A 20,140-nucleotide genomic window follows, 5' to 3' on the forward strand; every position below is an offset into this window, starting at 1 on the left:
CTCCGTACCTAAGGCGTATCTAAGCCATAGCTGCCTTACTCTCCCCCAACTTGTGAACTCCATTTCGTACCTTTGCAAACATTTTTAATTTAAGTCATCTGCCTTATGGCCAATCGCTATAAAGAGTTTAAGCATCTTAACCTGCCTTCCATTGAAAAAGAGATCCTCCAAAAATGGGAGAGCGAAAACGCTTTTGAAAAAAGTATTGAAATCCGTCAGGACGCCCAGCCTTTCGTCTTTTACGAAGGTCCCCCCAGCGCCAATGGTATGCCGGGCATCCACCACGTCATTTCCCGCACCCTGAAGGATCTCGTATGCCGCTATAAAACCATGAGCGGCTTCAAAGTACAGCGCAAAGGCGGTTGGGATACCCATGGCTTACCTGTAGAGCTTGGAGTAGAAAAGGAATTAGGCATTACCAAAGAGGATATTGGCAAAAAGATCTCCGTGGCAGAATACAACCAGAAATGCCGCGAAGCCGTTTTGCGCTATAAGGACAAGTGGGACGACCTGACCACCAAAATGGGTTACTGGGTCGACCTGAAAGATCCCTATATTACTTTTACCAATGAATATATTGAAAGCCTGTGGTGGTGCCTGAAACAGCTCTACCAAAAGGAATTGCTGTATAAAAGCGTCTCAATCCAGCCCTATTCACCCGCCGCTGGTACAGGTTTAAGCTCTCACGAGCTCAACCAGCCCGGTACCTACAAAATGGTAAAGGATACCAGCGCCATTGCCATGTTTAAGGTGGTGCAAAACGAAAAGAGCAAGTTCCTTTTCGATGCGGCTCCAACCACGGAAGTATTCTTCCTCGCCTGGACGACCACTCCTTGGACCCTTCCTTCTAACCTCGGTCTGACAGTAGGTTCCAACATTGACTACGTCTTGGTGAAAACCTTCAACCCCTATACCCACCTTCCTGTAAATCTTGTATTAGCCAAAGCGCTCCTGGGCAAGTACTTTAAGCCCGAAGAAGAGAATGGTGATTTTGAAGGATATACTGAAGGAACAAAACACCTGCCCTGGACAATCCTGGCTGAATTCAAAGGAAAAGATCTGGAAGGTCTGGAATATGAGCAATTACTTCCATATGAGGCCAATTCTTTGGAAGCCATCAAGGCAGTAACGCCTGATGCTAAACCTTTCCGGGTGTTGCTGGGCGACTTCGTGACTACCGAAGATGGTACTGGTATCGTGCATACAGCTCCAGCCTTTGGTGCGGATGACTTTAAGGTAGGTAAGAAATTCAATATTGGTATTTTAACCTTGGTAGACCGCGAAGGAAAGTTCGTGGATGGCCTGGGCGAATTCAGCAAACGCTATATAAAAGATTATAAAGACGAGGCTGGTTATGTAGATGTAAACGTGGATATCTCTGTAAAACTGAAAAAGGAGAACAGGGCTTTCAAGGTTGAAAAATACGAACACAGCTACCCCCATTGCTGGCGTACCGACAAGCCGGTGGTTTACTATCCTTTGGATGCTTGGTTCATCCGTACAACGGCTTTGCGCGAAAGGATGGTCGAGCTGAACAAAACCATCAATTGGAAACCAAAAGCTACTGGCGAAGGCCGCTTTGGCAACTGGTTGGAAAATATGGTGGACTGGAACCTCAGCCGTAGTCGCTACTGGGGCACGCCGCTTCCGATCTGGAGAACGGAGGAGGGCACCGAAGAAAAATGCATTGGCTCAATTGAAGAGCTCAATGCCGAGATCCGTAAAGCCAATGAGGTTTTAGGCGGTGATGTAAATACCCATTACCTGCACGACGGCATTCTCGACCTCCACAAGCCTTATGTAGACGACGTGATCCTCGTGTCAGACTCAGGCCAGCCAATGCGCCGCGAGCCAGACCTTATCGATGTTTGGTTTGATAGTGGTGCCATGCCTTATGCCCAATGGCACTTTCCTTTCGAAAAGCAGGAAACCTTTAATCATAACTTCCCTGCCGACTTTATCGCTGAAGGTGTGGATCAAACGCGTGGATGGTTCTATACCCTCCATGCCCTTGGCGTAATGCTGTTTGATAGCGTGGCCTTCAAAACCTGCGTTTCCAATGGCTTGGTTCTGGACAAGGCCGGCAATAAAATGAGTAAACGCCTCGGCAATGTGATCGATCCGTTTAAAACAATTGCCGACTTTGGCGCCGATGCCACCCGCTGGTACCTGGTGACCAACGCATCTCCTTGGGACAACTTGAAGTTTGATATTGAAGGTATTCGCGAGGTACAGCGCAAATTCTTTGGTACATTATATAATACATATCAATTCTTCGCGCTCTATGCCAATGTAGACGGATTTACGTTCAAGGAAGATTACATCCCGGTAAAAGATCGTCCTGAAATTGACAAGTGGATCCTTTCTTCCCTCCATACTTTGATCAAAAAGACCAAAGCTGCATTTGACGATTATGAGCCAACCACAGCTGGCCGCTTGATCGAGGACTTTGTGGATGAACACCTAAGTAATTGGTATGTACGCCTTTGTCGCCGCCGTTTCTGGAAAGGAGAGTACGAATTGGATAAAATTTGCGCTTACCAAACCCTTTACGAGTGCTTGGAAACTGTAGTTCGGTTGATGGCGCCTATTTCTCCGTTCTTCAGTGATGAGCTTTACCGCAACTTAAATGCTGTAACCGGTAGGCATACCGCTGAATCTGTTCACCACTTGTTATTCCCGGATGCTGATGAGAAATTAATTGATGTGCTGCTGGAAGAAAGAATGCAATTAGCCCAGGATGCTTCATCTCTTATTCTTTCTCTTAGAAAGAAGGCGAATATTAAAGTTCGGCAACCTCTTCAAAAGGTGTTGATTCCTGTACTCAACCCTGCTATGGAACAACAATTGCACAGAGTACAAGAACTTATACTCGCAGAAGTGAATGTAAAAGCAATTGAGTTCCTTACAGATACGGAAGGCTTTATTAAAAAGAAAATAAAACCTAACTTTCAGGCCTTGGGAAAGAAGCTCGGCCCTAAAATGAAAGAGGTAAATACTAAATTGTCAAAATTTAGTCAGCATGATATTACTTTTTTTGAAAAAGAAGGTCGATATTCACTTCCCGTTGGAGATGATATTGTAGAGTTGACCCTTAGCGAGGTGGAAATTAGTAGTGAGGATATCCCAGGTTGGACAGTTGCCAGTAAGGGGCCTTTAACAGTAGCCCTTGATATCAATGTTACACCTGAATTGGTTCAGGAGGGTGATGCCAGGGAATTCGTAAATAGGATTCAGAAAATCAGGAAGGATAGTGGTTTTGATGTTACAGATAGGATAGAAGTGAAAGTGGCTGCCAATAATGGCATACAGCAGTCCTTGGCTAAGTTTAACAATTATATTTGCGCTGAAATTCTGGCAGATAAGCTAGAGTTAGCACCCGATATTAACGATGGCATAGAAATAGAAGTAAATGACAATGTGTTGAAGGTCATCGTTTCTAAAAAGGAGTAATTGGTATGGCAACAAAAAAAGCGGCGCCTAAAAAGGAGGCAAAAGCTGCAACACCCATGAAAAAAACTGCAGCAAAACAAGCTGCAAGTCAGAAACCTGTTAAAGCTACCGGATCAATAAAGTCCGAAGCTAAAAAGCCAGTGAAAAAAGCGGCTCCTGCTAAACGTTCTGTGGCTGCAGTTAAGGTCGCAAAACCTGCTGCCTCATCCATAAAGGATAAGAAGGTGGCTACTAGGAATGGAGCCCATTCTGTAGGAGCCCATTCTGTAAAAAAAGGAACCGCGGTTGGAAAAACGGCTGCACCGGTAAAAAAATCCCCGGCAGTTGCACAGCATGAGCCTGCAAAACCTCCTGTTACTGTAAAGAAGGCTTCCGTTGAAGCTCCGACAGTTCAGGAAGTAAAGCCCGCTATTAAGCCTTTAGAAAAACCAGCATCCAGGAAAGAATCGGTAAAGCCTGTTTCTGTACCAAAAACAACAACATCAAAAGCCGTTAAATACGAACCTGAGTTTACTAAATCAGTGTTAGACTATAATAATCAAAATCAAGAACAACAGAAACCTACTATGCGATATTCTGATGCCGAGTTGGCCGAATTTAGAGAGCTGATCAATAGGAAACTAGAAACAGCCAAAAAAGAACTTGCTTATTTACAAGGCTTGATCACAAGGAAGGATGAGAGCGGTGAAATGGATGAAGGTCGTTATATGACAATGGAAGATGGAAGTATGAGTATGGAAAGAGAACAATTGAGCCAAATGGCTAGCCGCCAGATTCAATTTATTGACCACCTGGAAAAAGCCATTATGCGCATTGAAAACAAAACTTATGGCGTTTGCCGCGTAACTGGCAAATTGATCGATAAAGCTCGTTTGCGCGCAGTGCCTCATGCTACTCTTAGCATCGAAGCAAAACAAATGATGAATAAATAAGCTAACTTTTTTTATAAACCAAAGGTTTCAATACCACTGGTTTTAAACTAAAACCTCGAAGCCATGAATTCCTTCGGGGTTTTTTACTATCTCTAACGCCGCCCTTAAAGCGCTACTTCACCATCCACGTTTCACCATTCACCTCCCCACACCCACTCGCTCAATAATATCCTTATACCTTTTCTGAACTTCATTATTAGGCTCCTTTTGTTTCAACTGTTCAAGTGCTATCATATGGGCTTTTTGTAATGCATCTTTTGCAGGAACCTGCACATCCGGTTGAACACCTTTCACTTCCCAGTTCGTCTTCGTAATCGGGTTTTCAACATGAGCCATGGATACATATAGGTCAAGTCTTGATCCATCTTTGAAGCGGTAAACAGGCATGGTCCCACCTGGATTAGCCCCACCTCCTGTAGTTTCACCTATGATCATTACCCTTTTCATATTTTGAAGATCGTATGCAAATTCTTCTGCCGAGGAAAAAGTACCTTTATCTGTGAGTAAATAAACAGGCTTGTCTAGGTATCGCGGACCTGCTAACTTACGATAGGTATAGATGCTATCAGTATGGTCGTTCCAAAAAATGGTGTTTACAAGGATCGAGTCTTCAGGAAGAAGATAACTGATTACCTCATTGGAAAGCATACCACCTCCATTTCCTCTTAAGTCTATGATCAGGGCATCGGTATTTTGAACAAAAGAAAAGGCTGATGGTACAATTTGATCCGGAGACCCGAAAGCCTCAATTCTTATATAACCAATATTTCCTGGAAGTATTTCCAACTTGGTGAAGCCATTGTTCAGAAACTTGTCATTGATCAATCCCCATGGTATCTGTGGCTTTGGCGCTGTATCATTGGCAATATCAGGTGTCAGGTAAAAGAAGTTAAGGTGCCCGTCCTGTGTAAAATGCTTCAGGTCCCGGGACAATGAGTCTTTATAAGCATCTATGGTATTAAGCGCTGTATAACGGCCTGACTTCCATTGTTTATCAAGGTATTCCAGGGTAGGCTTTACGCTGCTTTTAAAGTGGTAATGAGTCGCAAAAAGTTTCCGGGTGCTGTCAAATATGGCCTTCTTTTCCTTGGGGGTGATGGCCTGACCAAATGAATAGGAGGCCAGCAAAAGGCAAATAGCCGTTAATAATTTCTTGTAAAACATTTTCGTTGGTTTATTTCTATTGGATGCATGTTTCTGAAAAAAGGTTACAGCTATATGTCGTTAGTTCCTATTGATGAAATTCCTTCTTTGAGTCGCATGCTTTTTGCAGAAATAACTTTCAATAGTAAATTTATCTTTTAAAGCAGGTATCTGTCTCTACGAAACCATGACTCATAACATACAATATGTCAGGTATGCATAGATCTGCTTATCGTTTAACAATAGTGATTGTTATCCTCGCCCTGGTAGCTTCAATCGGTGGGCTCTTGATCAAGGGACTTTACCATGATAATCTTTTTGTAAATACTGCATGGCGGGGAACTGATCTTGTCACTTTGATAATCGCACTTCCCCTGCTCATTGTTTCCTTGATCTTTTCAATGCGTGGTTCTCAAAGGGCTCAACTTGTATGGTTAGGTATGGTAGATTATATGCTGTATAATTATGCTTTTTACCTGTTTGGATCAGCCTTCAACGCATTCTTCCTGGTTTATGTGGCAATATTTACACTATCCATATTTACTTTGATCTTTGGATTGCTCTCCATTGATGTTGAAGCCATCGGTTGGAAGTTTAAAAATGGTGTTCCTGCTAAGTGGATCAGCGGCTATATGTTTTTATTGGCATTCGGATTATTGAGCGTCTATACAACTCAGATATATCAGTTTATCTCGGCAGATATAGTGCCGTCTATAATTATTATGACTGGCCACCCGACAAGTATAGTATTTGCCCTCGACTTATCCCTCTTGGTTCCCCCATTGATTTTAGGGGGTATTTGGTTGTGGAAAAGACTTGATTGGGGATTTATCCTTGCTGGTATTCTTCTTTCTAAAGGAGCTGTTTACCCTTTATCCTTAGCTTTAGGTGCTCATTTTGCTGCAGATGCAGGCATCCCCGGAGTTTCCTCCCAAATCGGTTTTTGGATTGCTTTATCGGTTTCGGCCATGATTGCCTGCTTGTTTCTCTTAGGGAACATGTCTTCAAATAAAAAAAAGCAATCAGCTTCGATGGGCAATAATTCCGTTCCTTCTGTTCCCGTGTCAAAGGACATTTTAAACAAGTAAACTACCAGCTCAAACGGGTCAATACGGGTGCACATGATTTTGCTACATCAATTGGATAGCTGAAAGTTGAAGAAGATGACTTCTAATAGCTTAATTGCACATCTTGGCATAAAAATCATAGTACATAAATAGATAAGTATATAATAAAACAGGCATCTGTTTTATAAGCAATTCTGTATTAAACACCCTAGGCTAATGCAACCTTTTATACAAAAGTTGAGAACTCCTATTTGTGCCTTGTTACTTTTTCTGCAATTCTTTTCCGCTTTACCATCAACTGCTCAGGAAAGTTCTGATTCTGCTTTTGTTGCTCCGCCTGGGCAGGGAATGGACACTGTGATTAAATTAAATGATGCAAAATCTAAAGATTCTGTTCCCGGATACTATTACAGGATTAATGGGACCTATTTAAAATCCTACTGGACAGATTTCAAATACGCGGCAACTACGCCTCTGCATTGGAAAGGAAGGGATTGGGCAAAGTTTGCCACTATTATTGGTGGAACAGGTATCATAATGCTTACCCTGGATGAACCTGTCCAGGAAATGATGTTGCGGAATCAGAATGAAGTATTTGATAAGGCATCAGAAATTTTATATCCTTTAGGAAATCGTTTCCCACCATTTTTATTGGCTGGTATGTATGCAACAAGCATCATTACACACAATCGGCGCATGGAGCATGCTTCCTTGTCTGTAGCCAAATCCTTAGCAATTTCAACAGTATTCTATATCGCCGCAAAATCTGTTATCCGCCGGCAACGGCCAACCCGTACTGATGATCCCTTCGATTTTGCACCTCCATTCACCGGCGAAGAATATACCAGTTTCCCATCAGGGCATACAAACACAGCTTTTGCCGTAGCAACTGCATTCTCTTTGGAATATAATAATAAGAAATGGGTGCCTTGGGTAGCCTACGCACTGGCATCATTGACTGCTATTTCCCGACTGTATGACAACCGGCATTGGTTAAGTGATATTGTTATTGGTGCTTCCATCGGGCATTTTGTTACAAAAGCAGTATATAAGCAGGAATATAAAAGGAGGGCTGCAGGAAAGATTAACCTGAAAGGTGTCCAATAAATGGCTTTAACAACATTTTTGGTAGCTTTACTGCGAGGATAGTAATTGTAAGCAACTAGTTAAATAACAAGCTCTTGAAATATTATCCCTTTGGCTCAATGTAAATTGCAGCTTGGTTCATAATTATGAGTCCATGCATAATGGCTGACTTTTCATGAGCTAATTGTTTACCCATCATCCTCTGTAAACCATGACAATGCTAAGAACATTGCTTTGCCTTTTTGTTACTGTAGGCTTAATCTGCCCTGCAGCATCTGTTTGGGCTCAGCAAAAAGATTTATCTTCTACTTCAGTACAGATCGATTCAACTTTAATTGAACGTTCATCTTCCTCATTAGTTAATAACAGTGTAAGCCATTTAATAAGCGATACTTCTTTAAATGTAGCAGGCGATTCAGCAAAGACCATTACAAAGGCCCCTATTGTATCTAAGCCAATTTCTTTAAAGGCTGTCTTGATTCCTACAGCTATGATCGGTTATGGTGCATTCGCATTATCAAATAAAGAACTTAAAAGTGTGAATTTGGCCGTTAGAAAGGGATTGTGGGAAGACAGAAATAATGGAAACGGAAAACCTTTACATATTGATAACTTTTCATTGATGGCTCCTGCAGTAGCAGTGTATGTGCTCAATGCAGCAGGAGTGAAGGGTAAGAATAACTTTATTGATCGTAGTCTTCTGTACGGAATGTCTAATTTAATCGGTACTGGTATCGTTTCCTCTGTTAAGCGTTTGTCAGATGAGATTCGTCCGGACAGTTCCAATTACCTTTCTTTTCCTTCTGGCCATACAACGAGAGCCTTTATTGCTGCTGAGTTCATGCGGCAGGAGTACAAGCACCTCTCTCCTTGGTACGGCATCGCCGGCTATGCTGTAGCGGCCGGCACAGGCTTTTTACGGATGTACAACAACAAACATTGGCTCAATGATGTTATTGCCGGGGCTGGCGTGGGCATTTTATCTACGCGTATTTCCTATTGGCTCTATCCCAAAATGAAGAACTTGTTTGTAAAAGAAGGAAAGGAAAAGTCATCCCATACTATGATCATGCCTACCTACCAAAACGGGGCTATTGGCCTCGGCATGGTGCACTCATTTTAACATGGATTCCTGACAATCAAACTTTTTTCCTGGTTCTAGGTTCTACTAACAACCATCTGTTATTTTCTTCACTGTGCCCCTCCGCTCACCGATCTGTTGTCTCCACATAGCATAGTACAGGCCCTTTTGCAGCAATAGGTTATCGTGGGTACCTGTTTCAACAATCTCACCATTTTCCAGGACATAGATTACATCAGCGTGCATAATGGTGGAAAGTCGGTGAGCGATCAGGATCGTGATTTGATTGCGGCTGGCTGAAATATTACGGATTGTAGCAGTAATATTTTCTTCTGTAAGTGAATCAAGTGCAGATGTTGCCTCATCAAAAATGAGTAGTCTGGGATTACGTATCAGCGCACGGGCAATAGAAAGACGTTGTTTTTCTCCTCCCGAAAGCTTGATGCCGCCTTCACCTATAATAGAATCCAGACCATCTGGCGAGCGGGCAAGTAATTCATCACACGAAGCTTTGTGTAACGCAAGAAGCATTTCTGCATCAGTAGCATGTGGTTTTACAAATTGCAGGTTCTCCCTGAAAGATCCTGCAAAAAGTTGTGTGTCCTGTGTCACCAATCCAATTTGCCGGCGCAGTTCATTATAGTGTATTACTGAAGCATGCTCTTCATTATAGTAGATTTCTCCGCTAACTGGCCGGTATAGACCTGCCAGTAGCTTTACCAAGGTCGATTTACCGGAACCGGAAGGACCTACAAAAGCAATAGTTTCACCTGTTTCTGTAGAAAATGAAAGATTTTCTATGGCATTGGTTTGGGCTGTGCGGTGCCGGAAAGATACGTTTTCAAAACGGATGTTCTGCAAATGCCCCAATTCCTTGGCATCGTCTGGCCGTTTTTCAACAGGCTTGCTCATCAAATGATCAAAGTTGTTGATGGAAGCTTCAACTTCTCGGTAGTTGAGGATAATATGTCCTAAGTCTTGTAGAGGACTGAATATCGAAGATGAAATGGCTTGCATGCTCACCAATTCTCCGGGTGTAAGTAGATCCTTGAAAATGAGCCAAAGAAGAGCAAACAGGATTCCCTGTTTTAAAAGCAAAATGGTTGCGCCTTGTACAAAGCCTAGGGAGCGAACCTTACGGATTTTGGTCATTTCCAGGTCAAATATCTTTTGATTCTGATCGCGTAAACGGCGCAATTCTGAGAAAGTTAATCCAAGGCTTTTAACCAGTTCTATATTCCTGAGCGACTCTGTCATGGCGCCACTAAGCCGGTTAGTCTCTTTGTTGATGGCCCGTTGGGTTGCTTTCATCTTTTTAGATAACATGCCCGTAAGAGACCCTAATAAAAGAATACCGATAAGGAAAACAGGGATCAGGAGCCAATTTTTAGTGATGGCGTACCAAATGAGAAAACTCAGGCCAACAAGAGATGAAAACAGAATGTTAATGAAAGTGTTCATAAAACGCTCTGTGTCCGACTTGACCTTTTGTAACACAGATACCAATTCGCCGCTTCGTTGTTCTTCATATTCCTGGTAAGAAAGCCGGAGTGCCTGCTTTAAGCCATCATTAAAAATGCGCATTCCGAACTTTTGAACTGCAAGCCTGGAAGTATAATCCTGGAAAGCCCTGGCTGCACGGGAACCGGTTGCGATCGCAATACTGATGCCCAACCATTTAAGTACTCCCATAACAAGTTCTTGATGACTCTTGTTTCCAGGATTCAACGCAAATGTGTCAATGATTTTACCGTATATAATTGGGTCTATTAATGAAAGTAGTTGTGCCACAGTCGCTAATACCAACGAAAAGAAGATTAGCCTTTTCTGAGGATGCAGGTATTTCCAAAGTATTTTCATCGAACGTGATTATAAGCAAGCATTATAATGTTGATGTTTCGTTCCCTTGTTGAACATGTTTTGCATATTGGACGGTATGAATCTAATTCCAAAAAGCGCGTGCAATGTAGAGGAAGCGGCTTTGAAAACTAATGATATAAAGCCATAAAAAGCTGATTATGATCAGTATATGATTAAATTAAGTCATAAGGATACGTCAGTCTTTTTGATCAATTTCAAACAAATCCTGGTGATCGATTAAATGTTCTTATTTACCAGCAAAAAATAATATTTTGACGATTCTTTTTTCCTGATTAATATTGACGATCCAACTTTGCAAATCCGTAACAATCGAATTCTAGTATCCATGAATCAGTTATTTAGCGCAACCTCAATCAAGATCGCTCTAAGAGTCGTAGGCATTATTGTATTACTGTTTATTCTGGTTAATGCATTCATCTAAGGCTTGAGAATTTCCTTGAGTTTAAAAAGTAATTACCTTTTCACCTGATTGGTAAGTATGCCGGCACTGAAAGATCATTAACATGATCTTTTGAACCCTTTCATGCCTGGCCTTCTCCTTGGCAAATTGCCCAACACCGCTCAAGGTTCATAGTCATACGGCAGTTGGTCCGCTAGATTTTTCCAACTCCAGTAACCTTGCGCCGTCCAACTGCGCTGATCAAGAAAATAACCATTCTCCTTTATTAGAATAGCATCAGACAAGTCTACGTAAGAGATTTGCATTTTTACATTAAGTGGCAGGTGGCTTTGCTGCAGGTAAGCTGCTTCTGGTGCTTTCTTCGTGTAAGTGATACTTGCTTTTTGCGGAAACCAAAGTTCCGCATTACCAGTGGAGTCATTATAGTAGTAATATGATGTATCATAAGGATTTGCCAGGCGTTGGAATTGATGTGCATCTGTCCGCGACAGCATGTCCACAGTAAAGCCATCTTGTTTGAGCGTGCTGTCATAATAAGATCTCAAAAAGTGGAGACGGGAACCTAAGTAAGTCTGTTGCCTGTTCTTCGCCCATAAAGCTTGTTGTGCAGTATCTCCTTCCATAACAGTATACAGGCAATTGCCTCGATAAGAACAGATGGAGTTTTTATTGTAAAATACAAACGAGTCTAGTTCGTATCTAAGGTTATAGCCCAGTGCATTGTTTGCAATTAGAAGTGGCTCTGTTGCCAGAACTTTCAATCTATCAGAGCGTCTGTAATACAGGAACTTCAATGCTTCGGGATTTTTCAATGTGCAGCTATCTGCAAAAGGGGTAGCCCCTATAAAATTCTTGAGAAAAAACTGCCCATACTTTTCAAGGCCATCAGGCACCTCGTTACTGCTGGTGATCACTACTTCACTCATGCTTTTATCTTCCTTCTTCAATTCAATATCTATTTGCTTGTCAGCATCTGCCTGTATGTTGATCGTTTGACTGGAGTAACCGGTAAAAGAAATGACAAGTTCATAGCCCCCTTTATTCAATATGATTCTGTAATCACCTTCTTTATTGGTAATAACACCTCTGGTAGTGTTTTGGGCAAATACGGATGCTCCTTCCAGTGGGGTCTTAGTTTCTGAATCCACTACTTTTCCACTAATAATGGCTTGCGTATGTCCTAAAAAAGAAATAAGGGTAACGAATAAGAATAAACAGGTACGGTGTAAAATGATATTTTTCATAAGAATTTTGTTGTTTAAAGCTCAATATCTTCCAAATCACTCCAACAATAATTAATTATTTATCTGTCATCATTCCTCTACATTTGTCACTGCATAGGTTTCTGTCATTTCCTTAACGTCACCAACCCCAATTTTAGTGCCTCCATATATTTTTTACAGGCATCACTGATAACTGTTTCTAATGGTGTGTAAGAAAACTGTGGTAATGCCTTCAGCAAAGCACTGTTATTAAAACGGGTATGACTATGCGCAACTTTTGCTGTTTCTGCTGTTAATAACGGCTTTTGGCCGGTAAATAGGGATTTGAGCGCTTCCAGCCTCCAGGCAATTTCACCCATTTTATAGGTGGCCTGGCGATAAGGCTTTCTTTTACCAAAACCTTCCGCAATCATATTAAAAAGATGCTGGAAGGAAATATTTTCAGTATTGACAATAAACCGTTTTTCTGTAATATCAGATAATAATAATTGTACTGCCGCTTCTGCAACATCTTCTACGCCAACAAACCCGTTCACACCAGCGGTAAACCAGGAAAATTCTTTATAGGCATTTTTGAAAATAGCACAACTGGATTGGTGCCAGTCGCCAAAGCCTAAAATTGTGCTGGGATTGATAATAACACCTCCAAGTCCTTCAGAAATTCCTCGCCAAATCTCCAGTTCCGCTTTATGCTTTGAGATAGCGTAGTGAGTGTTGCTTTTATTTTCTTCCCATTTCTTGTCTTCCGACACCAGCTCAGACTTGGGAGTACGGCCCAGGGCAGCCACTGAACTTACATGCACCAGTCGCTTAATGTTGTTTTCCAGCGCAATGTTCACAACGTTGGCAGTTCCTTCAATATTCACCTGGTACATTTCATGGCGGTTTGCTTTTCCAAAAGAAACAACCGCGGCCGAATGAATAACTGAATCAATGCCTTGCATGGCATCATCCAGCGCTACTACATCCAGTACATCCCCTTCTACCCACTCCACTTTTTCCATAATGGACCTGGGGATGTAAAAAGGATGCTTGCTGGTGCGCTTGATAGCACGAACCGAAAAGCCTTTTTCAACCAAATTCTTCAAAACATAAGCTCCTAAAAAACCAGTACCTCCTGTTACTAATATCTTCCTCACACGCTCAACTCCGTCTGTAGTAGGTGAGTTCTGACCCTCAGGTCCGTTTTGATCGTTGTTTTCCGTTATTTGCGAAGATGTATTATTCAATTTAGTATGCTTGTTCAAAAATAGGCTGAGCCCGTTTAATTTATAAAGCGCAAAACTACGGGTACATCTCTTTTCTACAAGTTTGAAATTTTATCTAATTGCCAATTGGATATTTTACAAATTTTAAGAACGCTACAATTATGCCTTTGTGCGCAGATGCTCTCCGCCTCTGGCGGACTAGGGGGCATCATAATTATAAAATCCCTTCTTTGTTTTTCTGCCTAAAGCTCCGGTTTCAACTTTTTCTTTTTGTAAGTATGAGGGCTTGAGACGATCTGGTTGATTTAATTGGTCATAAACCGAACAGCTAACGGCATAGTTAATATCATTGCCAATTAGATCCATCAGATGAAAGGGACCCATTTTGAAGCCTCTGGCTTCAATCAGTCGATCAATAGTAGGGTAGTCGGCAATCCCTTCTTCTACCAGTCTAAGGGCTTCAATGTAGAAAGGGCGTGCTATTCTGTTGACAATGAATCCTGGAGCATCTTTACACACTACAGGTATTTTGTTCATGCGTTGTATAATGTTTACTAATGACTGTACTATCTCATCGCCGGTCTGTTCTCCTTTTACAATTTCTACCAGCTTCATAATTGGAGCTGGATTGAAAAAATGAAGACCAGCTACTCTTTCAGGATAGATTACTTGTCTAGCCAGTTGTGTAATAGATAGAGAAGAAGTATTGCTTGCCAGAACAGTTTCTGGTTTATTGATTTTGGCTAATTGTTGCAATAAGGCAGCCTTAGCTTCCATATTCTCTACAATGGCCTCAATGATCAAATCTGCAACGCAGTGATTGAGCTCTGAAGTGAATGTTAGATTGTTGAAAATATTTGCTCTTGCAGCTTCATCGATCTTCCCTTTTTCTACAAGTGCGGCAAGATCCTTTTGCAGTTTGTTGGCTGCATTTTGCAATACATGCCCATTTACCTCGTACAAAATGGTTTTAAAACCAGCCGATGCTGCTACTTGGGCTATGCCACTGCCCATAGTTCCTGCTCCGCAGATACAAATGGTTGAAAGGTGCATTTCAAAAAGGATTTCAATTATAAAAGTTAGCAACTTTTACTCAGAACAAATAAGCACTCAATCAATTCCGCTACCTACAATTAGTGTAAAGGAATGCCCCGCCCATATTCTGGCACGAATGTTTATCATATATTGGCTTATTTGTATTTCGTAACTTTAAGAATCAACACTTTCTTATGAAACAAAAATTGCCAATACCCATGATTGTCGGCATGTTGTCTGCATGGGCAGCCGGTTTGATACTTTTGTTCGTAATGAAGAAGAAAGCAAAAAAAGAAGAAAGGCCTTCGAAAAATGCTCCTCAGCTTGATATAGAAAACCCCGGCAGTCAGGCAGAATTTTTGACGGCAGCTACAGAATCTGAGGTTGGATAATCCTGAACCAGGAATTGAAAGAAGGAAAAAGGAGTAAAGAATATAAAGTAGTCTCCATAGACAGGGTTAAAATCTGTCTACAAGCCATGTTTTCCCCCTCAATCAAACTATCTCAAGTCTGGCAATAGGCAATAAATTAACTCATTAATCTTTTTAATGCTGCAAATCCGCGGTTCAGACAAACTGCCTCAAAAACCGCACATCATTCTCACTAAAGAGGCGTAAATCGTTGATTTGATAGAGTAGCATTGCAATGCGCTCTATGCCCATACCAAACGCATATCCGGTATATTTATTGGAATCAATACCGCAATTCTCCAATACTTTTGGATGCACCATGCCGCAGCCCAGGATTTCCACCCAGCCGGTATGTTTACACACGCGGCAACCATCTCCACCGCAGATCAAACAACTGATATCCATTTCTGCACTAGGCTCAGTGAAAGGAAAATAGGAGGGACGGAAACGCACTTTCACATCTTTTCCAAACAACTCCTGTACAAAGAAGTATAAAGTCTGCTTTAAGTCGGCAAAACTTACGTGTTCATCGATGTATAAGCCTTCAACTTGGTGGAAGAAGCAGTGAGCACGGGCTGATATAGTTTCGTTTCGGTAAACCCTTCCCGGGCAAATGATGCGGATAGGAAGTTTCCCTTTTTCCATTTCACGGGTTTGCACATTACTGGTGTGTGTGCGCAGCAGCCAGTCTGGATTCTGATGAATGTAAAAAGTATCCTGCATGTCGCGGGCCGGGTGATGCTCTGGTAAGTTCAGCGAAGTGAAATTATGCCAGTCATCCTCGATCTCCGGACCATCAGCTACAGCAAAGCCCAGTCGGTTAAAAATATCAAGTATCCTTTTGCGCACCAGGTTGATAGGATGACGGGATCCTGTCTGCATAGCGTCGCCAGGAAGAGAAAGATCAATTTCTTCTACAGCCTGCTGGCCATTGCCTGCAGACTGTTCTTTGGCAGTTTCGTATTTTGTTTCAGCAAATTGCTTGAAATCGTTCAGTACCTGACCAAATTCCTTCTTTCTTTCATTGGGTACATTCTTCATTTCACCAAAGAGACTTTTTACAATACCCTTTGTACCCAGGAATTTAATGCGGTATTCTTCGAGTTGTTGGGGAGTAACAATTTCTAAACCTTCGATTTCTTTACGATAGGCTTCTATTTGCTGTACAATTTGATCCATGCTGCAAATATAAGCTGCCTGCTTCAGAACCCGCTCAAACCCAGCTGCACATATACCCAAACCACTGTCGCGGCAAATAGTAGCGAATCAAAACGGTCTAAAAAACCACCATGCCCGGGCATGATCTGGCCACTGTCTTTGACGCCTGCCATGCGTTTCAGCTTACTTTCAAACAAGTCTCCATAGGTGCCTGAAATCGCTGCCAGGGTAGCTATAATAGCGGTATGTACGGGTGATAACTTCCCTGTAAAATAAGCAATCAAACTCATCGCAATAATGGCCAGGATCATTCCACCGATCGTGCCTTCCCATGTTTTTTTGGGAGAAATAGGAGAGAAGGGGGTCTTGCCAATGAAGGAACCTACAACATATGCCATCGTATCATTCACCCACAAAGAGAAAATGATCAATAAAGGAATGATCAGGTTCAATTGATAATTATCCTCGATCCAATAGTTGCGCAGATCGATCAATAGGGCTATACTCAATGAAATATAGAGCAGTCCAAAAAATGAATATCCAAGATTCTTCAAAAAGAATTTTCTTGATTGTAGCAATATCAGCAGGGGTAGCAGGATCATTAACACCAATCCCGTCCAGAATCCAACCTCGTTAAGTCGGACGCCTGCTATCCTGATCTCTGCGTTCGTAAAATAGAGCATCATGCACCACCCGGCCAGCATTACGCCATATTTTTGAGCCGGTGGAATGGCTGGATAGTCAGGATTGATCTTGGCAATAAGCTTTTGATATTCAAACCAGCAACCAAAGTGAACTACAGAGAATAAAATGAAGAATGACCAGCGGTTCCATAACAGGCCAGCCATCATGACAACAACAAAAACGATTGCTGTTAGGGTACGGGTTTTAAACGTTTGCCAGTTGAATGCCATTTTATTTAATCAAAAGTGAAGTCATGGGGTTTAGTTGTGTCATGTTTATACACATCTACATACGAACTGCGGGAACGCTTGATCATTTGCCATACAATGACGCCAACAATACCCGCACTGATCAAAGCAACAGAGGCAAGGTTCGACTGGTCAAACATAGTGGCTTCAGCATCTGCCGCTAGTTCCGGTTTCAGGTAAGCAAGTATCACCAGTAAGGCATCATAAGCAAAATGAGCCGCAATGGCAGTCAGGAGACTACCACTAAACCAATAAATCATACCTAACAGAACTCCTAAAGCCATTCTGGGAAGGAAACCAAAAAATTGAAAATGAAAGGCCGAGAATATCATGGCCGTCACTAAAATGCCCACCCAGGGATTTTTAAATGCCTTAATAAATAGTCGCTGCAAAACGCCACGGAAGAAAAGCTCTTCTCCAATCGCTGCGAAAGCAGCAATAAAAATAAGGTTGAGGATCAATTGCCAGGGCGTATGCTTGCTGAGCATAAACTGGATCAGTTTCAAGGCTTCTTCCTCTTTACTTTGGATCCACCTTTGTGTTTCCGGACCAAAAACAAACGTTCGGTTCAGCATCCCTAAATATTCAACCAATGGTATTGATATGACCATTGCGCCAATACCTAACAACCAAAAAATATGATTTGATGGTTTTTTCAGGCCAATATATCGATCAGGCTTGGGATCAGAAAAATAGGCAAACAAGAGGCTGGGAATCAAAAATAATCCAAGAAACTGCGCTAATTGCAATGTCCTGAGCACTGCAACTTTATTGCTCAGATTGGAATTATCCCAGTTTTTCATGTTGCTTAACTCTAAGAAGCTGATACCTGTAATTTTGGTAACAATGATCCCTGCGGTTAGGCTTAAAATTGTCCAGGTACCGAATGCCATTCCTAGAAATAGCAACAGTTGAATCCATACTGGTCTTGTTTTAAGATAAGATTGCATATCTCCTCCCTTTCTGTAATGTATTTTTGCGGTTCTATTTAGAAAAACGGCTGCAAGATAAGCTCCTAACCTTGTTTTAAACTAAGAAACTAATGAACCGGCAAACTCGTAGCGCGTGAATTTGTTAAATTGTAAACTCTGAATGGTAAAAATAGACAACATACAACTACCAGATTTCCCTTTACTGCTGGCTCCAATGGAAGATGTGAGTGATCCGCCTTTCAGGGCCGTCTGCAAGGCAAACGGAGCAGACCTGATGTATACGGAATTCATCAGCAGTGAGGGATTGATCCGCGATGCCATCAAAAGCCGCCAGAAACTAGACATTTTTGAAAATGAAAGGCCTATTGGAATCCAAATATTTGGTGGTGATGAAGAGGCAATGGCACTGGCCGCTAAAATTGTGGATACTACCCAACCTGATCTGGTAGATATCAATTTTGGATGCCCCGTTAAAAAGGTAGTGACCAAAGGTGCTGGTGCTGCTGTTTTAAAAGACGTGGATCTTATGGTGCGGCTGACCAAAGCTGTAGTAAAATCCACTACACTGCCGGTTACAGTGAAAACCCGCCTGGGATGGGATGCCGACACAATTAATATAGAAGATGTCGCAGAACGTTTACAGGATGTTGGCATTAAAGCTTTATCCATACACGGCCGTACCCGTTGTCAGTTGTATAAAGGTTCTGCTGACTGGAACCCAATTGCCAAGGTAAAAGAAAATCCTCGTATCAAGATTCCCATCTTTGGTAATGGTGATATTGATGCTCCGGAAAAAGCAGTTTTATACAAAAATACTTATGGCGTGGATGGCGTGATGATTGGCCGCGCCGCAATTGGTTATCCTTGGATATTCAATGAAATTAAACACTATATCAAAACAGGCGAGCACCTGCCGCCTCCAACAATTCAGCAACGGGTAGAAGTGATTCGCCAGCATTTGCACCGCTCTGTAGAGTGGAAAGGCCTGAAGCCCGGCATCAATGAAATGCGCCGTCACTATACGAATTATCTGAAAGGCCTCCCCAATATCAAAGAATTTCGTTTACGACTGGTTACAATAACAGAAGTCGAACAAATTGACGAAGTCCTCCGGGAAATCGTGAAATTCTACGACGGCTTCCAATTCACTCCTCGGAAAGTGGAAATGGATACTTTAGCCTATAGTTGTGATTAAGAAAAACTTGCTAGCGTATATTATTAAAAGGTTCTAAACTGGTAAAAACATTTCAACACATAAGAACCTTTTAATTTTTATTTATCTCGCGCGTTGTCGATCTTCCTTTACAGATTAGGGTTGTGCGCTGACGCTCTCCGCCTCAGGCGGACTGGGGGTGTGGTTGTGAGTACAATTCCTCCACAAACTCCTCCTCATAATCCTTTATAAACCCAATCACATTGGGATAAGCTGCAAATTCCTCTTTTTCGTGCATTGTAGTAATCACTAACACATCCATCCCGGCACGAAGGGCGGCTTCTACACCTTTGGGGGCATCTTCAAATACAAGGCAGTCTTTAGGATCTACGCCCAATAAAGCTGCTGCCTTAATAAAAGTTTCCGGGTCAGGCTTACTGTAAGCCACATCATCTGCACTCACAATAGCATTGAAATAATCACGGATATTCAGATTGTCAACTACAAAGTCAATATTAAATGTAATAGCAGCAGAGCCAATGGCCATTTGAATGCCCGCATCTGCAGCTTTTTTCAAAACCTTGTCAAGACCTGGTATCAGTTTTAAATGAGCGATATATTCCTGCTGATACCTTTTTTCTTTCTCGACAGAGAGCGTTTTCATTTCTTCTTTGCTAAAATGGTCTGGTCCGAAAACGCGCACAAGCAACTCCTCATTTTTGCCATACATATGACTTTTTACCTCTTCCCAACTAAGTCCTGCAGACAAATCATTATTCAAAATGCTGAACCATGCCTTTGTGTGATATCCCATATCATCAATCATGGTTCCGTTTAAGTCAAATAAAAAAGCTTTATAATTCATTATGCTCCCTTATAGTAATTTATTAAAATACAAATGCCTGCAAGTCATTTTTTTCATCGACAGCAGGCGTAAAATCATGAAGTTTCAAAGGTATTTACTTATAATTGTAGGTGTTACATTTATATGTTATATTTTCATGCTAAAATTTAACACCGGAACGATTGACTTATTTACTTTAAAA

Annotated in this window: 16 protein-coding genes; 7 read left to right on the top strand and 9 right to left on the bottom strand. The window is 41.8% G+C overall.

All coding sequences use genetic code 11. The features are described from left to right. Positions 1–105 precede the first annotated feature (105 nt). Together ileS and OCK74_RS01010 are read left to right on the top strand one after the other, a co-directional pair. Positions 106–3,453 (top strand): isoleucine--tRNA ligase, encoded by a 3,348-nt coding sequence (gene ileS / locus OCK74_RS01005; protein WP_279295111.1) that lies wholly within the window; start codon positions 106–108, stop codon positions 3,451–3,453. A 5-nt stretch (positions 3,454–3,458) separates the two neighbouring features. Then, a complete protein-coding gene (locus tag OCK74_RS01010; RefSeq protein ID WP_279295112.1) occupies positions 3,459–4,385 on the top strand; it encodes a TraR/DksA C4-type zinc finger protein in 927 nt (308 codons plus the stop codon). A gap of 138 nt (positions 4,386–4,523) precedes the next feature. Here the strand turns inward: OCK74_RS01010 and OCK74_RS01015 are convergent, their stop codons facing one another. Then, positions 4,524–5,549 (bottom strand): S41 family peptidase, encoded by a 1,026-nt coding sequence (locus tag OCK74_RS01015; RefSeq protein WP_279295113.1) that lies wholly within the window; start codon positions 5,547–5,549, stop codon positions 4,524–4,526. A gap of 194 nt (positions 5,550–5,743) precedes the next feature. On the opposite strand from OCK74_RS01015, the gene OCK74_RS01020 reads away from it, so the two are divergent. The 3 genes from OCK74_RS01020 (at position 5,744) to OCK74_RS01030 (ending at position 8,804) form a co-directional block, all read left to right on the top strand. Further along, positions 5,744–6,616 carry a hypothetical protein gene (locus OCK74_RS01020; RefSeq protein WP_279295114.1) on the top strand — a complete coding sequence of 291 codons (873 nt, stop codon included), beginning with the start codon at positions 5,744–5,746 and terminating at the stop codon, positions 6,614–6,616. A gap of 195 nt (positions 6,617–6,811) precedes the next feature. After that, positions 6,812–7,702, top strand: a complete 891-nt coding sequence (locus tag OCK74_RS01025; RefSeq protein WP_279295115.1) for a phosphatase PAP2 family protein — start codon at positions 6,812–6,814, stop codon at positions 7,700–7,702. 196 nt (positions 7,703–7,898) lie between these two features. Then, on the top strand, positions 7,899–8,804 hold the full coding sequence (locus OCK74_RS01030; protein WP_279295116.1) for a phosphatase PAP2 family protein: 906 nt from the start codon (positions 7,899–7,901) through the stop codon (positions 8,802–8,804). A gap of 45 nt (positions 8,805–8,849) precedes the next feature. Here OCK74_RS01030 and OCK74_RS01035 read toward each other — a convergent pair whose 3' ends face one another. From OCK74_RS01035 to OCK74_RS01050, 4 genes are all read right to left on the bottom strand, one after another. After that, positions 8,850–10,622, bottom strand: a complete 1,773-nt coding sequence (locus OCK74_RS01035; RefSeq protein ID WP_279295117.1) for an ABC transporter ATP-binding protein — start codon at positions 10,620–10,622, stop codon at positions 8,850–8,852. Positions 10,623–11,204: 582 nt separating this feature from the next. Then, positions 11,205–12,287, bottom strand: a complete 1,083-nt coding sequence (locus tag OCK74_RS01040) for a carboxypeptidase-like regulatory domain-containing protein (protein WP_279295118.1) — start codon at positions 12,285–12,287, stop codon at positions 11,205–11,207. A gap of 104 nt (positions 12,288–12,391) precedes the next feature. Beyond that, the gene (locus OCK74_RS01045) at positions 12,392–13,513 is read right to left on the bottom strand and encodes an SDR family NAD(P)-dependent oxidoreductase (protein ID WP_279295119.1); all 1,122 of its coding nucleotides are present in this window, start codon (positions 13,511–13,513) and stop codon (positions 12,392–12,394) included. A gap of 159 nt (positions 13,514–13,672) precedes the next feature. Then, positions 13,673–14,527 (bottom strand): 3-hydroxyacyl-CoA dehydrogenase family protein, encoded by an 855-nt coding sequence (locus OCK74_RS01050; protein WP_279295120.1) that lies wholly within the window; start codon positions 14,525–14,527, stop codon positions 13,673–13,675. Positions 14,528–14,703: 176 nt separating this feature from the next. Here OCK74_RS01050 and OCK74_RS01055 point away from each other — a divergent pair, with 176 nt between their 5' ends. Further along, positions 14,704–14,901, top strand: a complete 198-nt coding sequence (locus OCK74_RS01055; protein ID WP_279295121.1) for a hypothetical protein — start codon at positions 14,704–14,706, stop codon at positions 14,899–14,901. A gap of 174 nt (positions 14,902–15,075) precedes the next feature. Here OCK74_RS01055 and pheS read toward each other — a convergent pair whose 3' ends face one another. Genes pheS through OCK74_RS01070 form a run of 3 tightly spaced genes read right to left on the bottom strand, consistent with a single transcriptional unit; the run spans position 15,076 to position 17,959 of the window. Then, a complete protein-coding gene (gene pheS, locus OCK74_RS01060; protein ID WP_279295122.1) occupies positions 15,076–16,098 on the bottom strand; it encodes a phenylalanine--tRNA ligase subunit alpha in 1,023 nt (340 codons plus the stop codon). Positions 16,099–16,121: 23 nt separating this feature from the next. Continuing rightward, positions 16,122–16,991, bottom strand: a complete 870-nt coding sequence (locus OCK74_RS01065) for a phosphatidate cytidylyltransferase (protein ID WP_279295123.1) — start codon at positions 16,989–16,991, stop codon at positions 16,122–16,124. Between the two features lie 5 nt (positions 16,992–16,996). After that, positions 16,997–17,959 carry a CPBP family intramembrane glutamic endopeptidase gene (locus tag OCK74_RS01070; RefSeq protein WP_279295124.1) on the bottom strand — a complete coding sequence of 321 codons (963 nt, stop codon included), beginning with the start codon at positions 17,957–17,959 and terminating at the stop codon, positions 16,997–16,999. Between the two features lie 142 nt (positions 17,960–18,101). On the opposite strand from OCK74_RS01070, the gene dusB reads away from it, so the two are divergent. Continuing rightward, a complete protein-coding gene (gene dusB / locus OCK74_RS01075) occupies positions 18,102–19,136 on the top strand; it encodes a tRNA dihydrouridine synthase DusB (protein WP_279295125.1) in 1,035 nt (344 codons plus the stop codon). Between the two features lie 142 nt (positions 19,137–19,278). Here the strand turns inward: dusB and OCK74_RS01080 are convergent, their stop codons facing one another. Continuing rightward, positions 19,279–19,959 (bottom strand): HAD family hydrolase, encoded by a 681-nt coding sequence (locus OCK74_RS01080; RefSeq protein WP_279295126.1) that lies wholly within the window; start codon positions 19,957–19,959, stop codon positions 19,279–19,281. Between the last annotated feature and the right edge of the window lie 181 nt (positions 19,960–20,140).

Source organism: Paraflavisolibacter caeni, from assembly GCF_025628885.1.
Lineage (GTDB): Bacteria > Bacteroidota > Bacteroidia > Chitinophagales > Chitinophagaceae > Flavisolibacter > Flavisolibacter caeni.

Excerpts from the sequence above, each read along its gene's own strand:
- OCK74_RS01070 (WP_279295124.1), bottom strand. The coding sequence starts at position 17,959 with ATGCAATCTTATCTTAAAACAAGACCAGTATGGATTCAACTGTTGCTA.
- pheS (WP_279295122.1), bottom strand. The coding sequence starts at position 16,098 with ATGGATCAAATTGTACAGCAAATAGAAGCCTATCGTAAAGAAATCGAA.
- ileS (WP_279295111.1), top strand. The coding sequence starts at position 106 with ATGGCCAATCGCTATAAAGAGTTTAAGCATCTTAACCTGCCTTCCATT.
- OCK74_RS01020 (WP_279295114.1), top strand. The coding sequence starts at position 5,744 with ATGCATAGATCTGCTTATCGTTTAACAATAGTGATTGTTATCCTCGCC.
- OCK74_RS01015 (WP_279295113.1), bottom strand. The coding sequence starts at position 5,549 with ATGTTTTACAAGAAATTATTAACGGCTATTTGCCTTTTGCTGGCCTCC.
- OCK74_RS01035 (WP_279295117.1), bottom strand. The coding sequence starts at position 10,622 with ATGAAAATACTTTGGAAATACCTGCATCCTCAGAAAAGGCTAATCTTC.
- OCK74_RS01040 (WP_279295118.1), bottom strand. The coding sequence starts at position 12,287 with ATGAAAAATATCATTTTACACCGTACCTGTTTATTCTTATTCGTTACC.
- OCK74_RS01055 (WP_279295121.1), top strand. The coding sequence starts at position 14,704 with ATGAAACAAAAATTGCCAATACCCATGATTGTCGGCATGTTGTCTGCA.
- OCK74_RS01065 (WP_279295123.1), bottom strand. The coding sequence starts at position 16,991 with ATGGCATTCAACTGGCAAACGTTTAAAACCCGTACCCTAACAGCAATC.
- dusB (WP_279295125.1), top strand. The coding sequence starts at position 18,102 with ATGGTAAAAATAGACAACATACAACTACCAGATTTCCCTTTACTGCTG.
- OCK74_RS01050 (WP_279295120.1), bottom strand. The coding sequence starts at position 14,527 with ATGCACCTTTCAACCATTTGTATCTGCGGAGCAGGAACTATGGGCAGT.
- OCK74_RS01080 (WP_279295126.1), bottom strand. The coding sequence starts at position 19,959 with ATGAATTATAAAGCTTTTTTATTTGACTTAAACGGAACCATGATTGAT.
- OCK74_RS01030 (WP_279295116.1), top strand. The coding sequence starts at position 7,899 with ATGCTAAGAACATTGCTTTGCCTTTTTGTTACTGTAGGCTTAATCTGC.
- OCK74_RS01025 (WP_279295115.1), top strand. The coding sequence starts at position 6,812 with ATGCAACCTTTTATACAAAAGTTGAGAACTCCTATTTGTGCCTTGTTA.
- OCK74_RS01010 (WP_279295112.1), top strand. The coding sequence starts at position 3,459 with ATGGCAACAAAAAAAGCGGCGCCTAAAAAGGAGGCAAAAGCTGCAACA.